Below are 3,631 nucleotides of genomic sequence, written 5' to 3' on the forward strand. Positions count from 1 at the left end.
CCACCGAGGAGATCGTCGCCCTCGGCCCCCGCGCCTCAGTGGGCCTCGGCCTGCTTGGCCGCGGCGACGATCTCCTCGGTGGAGGAGCTCTTCACGCCGTTGAAGAAGACGTTCAGCAGCACCGCGACGATGGCGCACAGCAGGATGCCGCTCTCCAGCAGCGGGTGCAGCTCGTGCGGCAGGTTCTTGAAGAAGTTCGGCGAGACCAGCGGGATCATTCCGAAGCCCACCGACACCGCGACGATGAACAGGTTGAAGCGGTTGGTCTTGAAATCCACGCCGGTGAGGATGCGCGCGCCGGTGGCCGCCACCATGCCGAACATCACGAGGCCCGCGCCGCCGAGCACCACCTGGGGCACGGCTTCCACCAGCGCCGCCATCTTCGGCAGCAGGCCGAGGCCCAGCATGATGAGGCCGCCCGTCACCGTCACCCAGCGCGAGCGCACGCCGGTGACGCCGACGAGGCCCACATTCTGCGAGAAGGAGGTGTAGGGGAAGGTGTTGAAGATGCCGCCGAGGAACGTGCCGACGCCATCGGCGCGCAGGCCCTTGGTCAGCGCCTTCTGGTCCACCGGCTTGCCGGTGATGTCCGACAGAGCGAGAAACATGCCGACGGATTCGATCATCACCACCACCATCACGATGCACATGGTGATGATGGGCACGAGGTGGAACGTGGGCATGCCGAAGTGGAACGGCAGGATCAGGTCGAACCACGGCGCGGACGCCACCTTCTCGAAATGCATGATGCCGAGGACCGTCGCCAGCACCCCGCCGGCAATGATGCCGAGCAGCACCGCCACATTGGCGAGGAAACCCTTGCCCCACTTGATGAGGCCGAGGATCACCAGCATCACGAACAGGGAGATGCCGAGGCCCTGGAGCTGGCCGTAATTGGGATTGGCCACCTGCACCACCTTGCCGTCGATGGTCTGGGTCAGGAAGGGGATGCCCCCGCCCGCCCAGTTGATGCCGACGCGCATCAGCGAGATGCCGATGATGAGGATGATGGTGCCGGTCACCACCGGCGGGAACAGGGGCAGCAGGCGCGAAACGAAGGGCGCGACGATGATGCCGAAGACGCCTGCCGCGATCACCGAGCCGTAGATGCCGAGCAGGCCGATCTCCGGGCTCGCCGCCATGGAGAGCATGGGGCCGACCGACGCGAAGGTGACGCCCATCATCACCGGCAGGCGGATGCCGACGCCGAAGAGGCCGAGGCACTGGGCGAGCGTCGCGAGGCCGCAGGCGAACAGGTCGGCGCTGATGAGGAAGGCGACGTCCTGGGGCGGCAGCTTCAGGGCGCGGCCGATGATGAGCGGCACCGCCACGGCGCCCGCATACATGACGAGCACGTGCTGGAGGCCGAGGACGGCGAGTTTCGGAGCTGGAAGTATCTCGTCTACGGGATGAACGGCTTCGGACATGAAATCCCCCTGGAAAGGCGATCGGGTCGGGTTCGGAAGGGCGTTCTCGTTTATTGGCGCCATCTTGCAAGGGTGGCGCAGCACCGGGTCGAAGGAAGTGCTCAACGCAACGGCATGCCTAATCAGAGATCAAAACCGGCCATGTGAAAACCGTTGCATAATCGGAATATCTTCCGATTTTTTCGGAAAATTGATCGCCCGCAGCCGGGTTATGCTGCCCTGCAGCGGAGCTTTTGCCCGCAAGAGCACGCGCCGGTCGGCTTGCGGCGCAAGCTGATCGGGCAACGCGTTCTCTTTCTTGGATTTTGGAGACGGATTCACCGGTCGGATCGTTTCAATCCGACCGGATCCGGCTCCGGCCTGCGAGGAAAAAATGGGGCGCCTGTCCACGCACGTACTCGACACCGTCGCCGGAGGGCCGGCGGCCAATATCGCGGTGGAGCTTTACCGCCTGGAACCAGATGGAGCCCGCACGCTTATCACCGAGCGCCGGACCAACGCGGATGGGCGGACCGATACGCCCCTGCTCGCCGGCGATGACTTCAAGAGTGGGACCTACGAGCTCCTGTTCCATGTCGGCGCCCATTTCCGCGCCACCGGCGCGCCGGTCTCCGATCCACCCTTCCTCGACGTGGTGCCCCTGCGCTTCTCGCTTGCGGACGACGGCCACTATCACGTGCCGCTCCTGTGCTCTCCGTGGAGCTACTCGACCTATCGGGGCTCGTGAGCCATGACCGCTCCCAGCGATCCCGTCACCGGCCGGCCATACCCGCGCGACCTCATCGGCTATGGCCGCAATCCGCCCCACGCCCGCTGGCCGGGGGAAGCGCGCATCGCCGTCCAGTTCGTGGTGAATTACGAGGAGGGTGGCGAGAGTTCCATCCTCCACGGCGACAACGCCTCGGAAGCCTTCCTGTCCGAGATCATCGGCGCCCAGCCCTGGTCCCGCCAGCGGCACATGAACATGGAGTCCATCTACGAATACGGCGCTCGGGCCGGCTTCTGGCGGCTGCACCGCCTGTTCACGCAGCGTGCCATGCCGGTGACCGTCTACGGCGTCGCCACCGCGCTCGCCCGCAACCCGGAGGCCGTCGCCGCCATGACGGAGGCCGGCTGGGAGATCGCGAGCCACGGCTACAAATGGCTCGAATACAAGGACTTCACCCGCGACGCCGAGCGCGAGCACATCGCGGAGGCCGTCCGCCTGCACACCCAGGTCACCGGCTCCCGGCCGCTGGGCTTCTACCAGGGCCGCTCAGCCGAGCACACCGTGCCCCTGGTGATGGAGGAAGGCGGCTTCCTCTATTCCGCCGACAGCTACGCGGATGAACTGCCCTACTGGATCTTTGGTCCCAGGGGGCCGCAGCTGGTGGTGCCCTATACGCTGGACGCCAACGACATGCGCTTCTCGGTGGCGGCGGGCTTCGGCACCGGCACCGACTTCTTCGACTATCTCAAGGACAGCTTCGACCTGCTCTATGCCGAAGGCGAAAGCGCGCCGAAGATGATGTCCGTGGGCCTCCACCCCCGCCTTGTCGGCCGCCCCGGCCGCGCCCAGGCCCTTGCCCGCTTCCTCGACTACATCGCCGGCCATGAGAAGGTGTGGGTGGCGCGGCGCATCGACATCGCCCGCCACTGGATCGCCACCCACCCGCCGGCCGGCGGCTACAAGCCGACCTTCATGCCGCGCGGCCTGTTCGTGGAGCGGTTCGGCGGCGTGTTCGAGCATTCCCCCTGGATCGCGGAAGGCGCCTACGACAAGGGCCTCACCCCCCGCGAGGACACCGCGGAAGGGCTCCACGCCGCCCTTGCCGCGGTGATGCGCGCCGCCCCGCGCGAGAAGCAGATGGCGGTGATCCACGCCCATCCGGACCTCGCCGGCAAGCTCGCCGAAGCCAGGCTGCTGACCGCCGAGTCCGCCGCCGAACAGGCCTCCGCCGGGCTCGACCAGCTGACGGCGGAAGAGAAGGCCCGCTTCTCCGCCCTCAACGACGCCTATGTGGCGAAGTTCGGCTTCGTCTTCATCATGGCCATCCGCGGCCGCACCAAGGCCGAGATCCTCGACGCCTTCGCGCGCCGGCTCGCCCACGACCGCGAGGAAGAGGTGGCCGAAGCCCTCACACAGATCGAGCGCATCGCCCGGCTCCGGCTGGACCAGATGCTCCCGGAGGCCGCATGAACAAGGTGTTCCCCGTGCCCCAGCC

Annotated in this window: 4 protein-coding genes; 2 read left to right on the plus strand and 2 right to left on the minus strand. The window is 66.8% G+C overall.

The annotated features are described in order from the left end of the window. Positions 1-35: 35 nt before the first annotated feature. Positions 36-1,427, minus strand: coding sequence for a nucleobase:cation symporter-2 family protein (locus tag K9U40_RS22270; RefSeq protein WP_282892292.1), 1,392 nt, complete (start codon positions 1,425-1,427; stop codon positions 36-38). A gap of 129 nt (positions 1,428-1,556) precedes the next feature. Continuing rightward, positions 1,557-1,712 carry a hypothetical protein gene (locus K9U40_RS22275; RefSeq protein WP_282892293.1) on the minus strand — a complete coding sequence of 52 codons (156 nt, stop codon included), beginning with the start codon at positions 1,710-1,712 and terminating at the stop codon, positions 1,557-1,559. Between the two features lie 88 nt (positions 1,713-1,800). On the opposite strand from K9U40_RS22275, the gene uraH reads away from it, so the two are divergent. Together uraH and puuE are read left to right on the plus strand one after the other, a co-directional pair. Beyond that, positions 1,801-2,154, plus strand: a complete 354-nt coding sequence (gene uraH / locus K9U40_RS22280) for a hydroxyisourate hydrolase (protein WP_282892294.1) — start codon at positions 1,801-1,803, stop codon at positions 2,152-2,154. Positions 2,155-2,157: 3 nt separating this feature from the next. Next, on the plus strand, positions 2,158-3,606 hold the full coding sequence (gene puuE, locus K9U40_RS22285) for an allantoinase PuuE (protein WP_282892295.1): 1,449 nt from the start codon (positions 2,158-2,160) through the stop codon (positions 3,604-3,606). Positions 3,607-3,631 lie beyond the last annotated feature (25 nt).

Source organism: Xanthobacter autotrophicus (assembly GCF_030015065.1).
GTDB classification, from domain to species: Bacteria; Pseudomonadota; Alphaproteobacteria; order Rhizobiales; family Xanthobacteraceae; genus Xanthobacter; species Xanthobacter autotrophicus_D.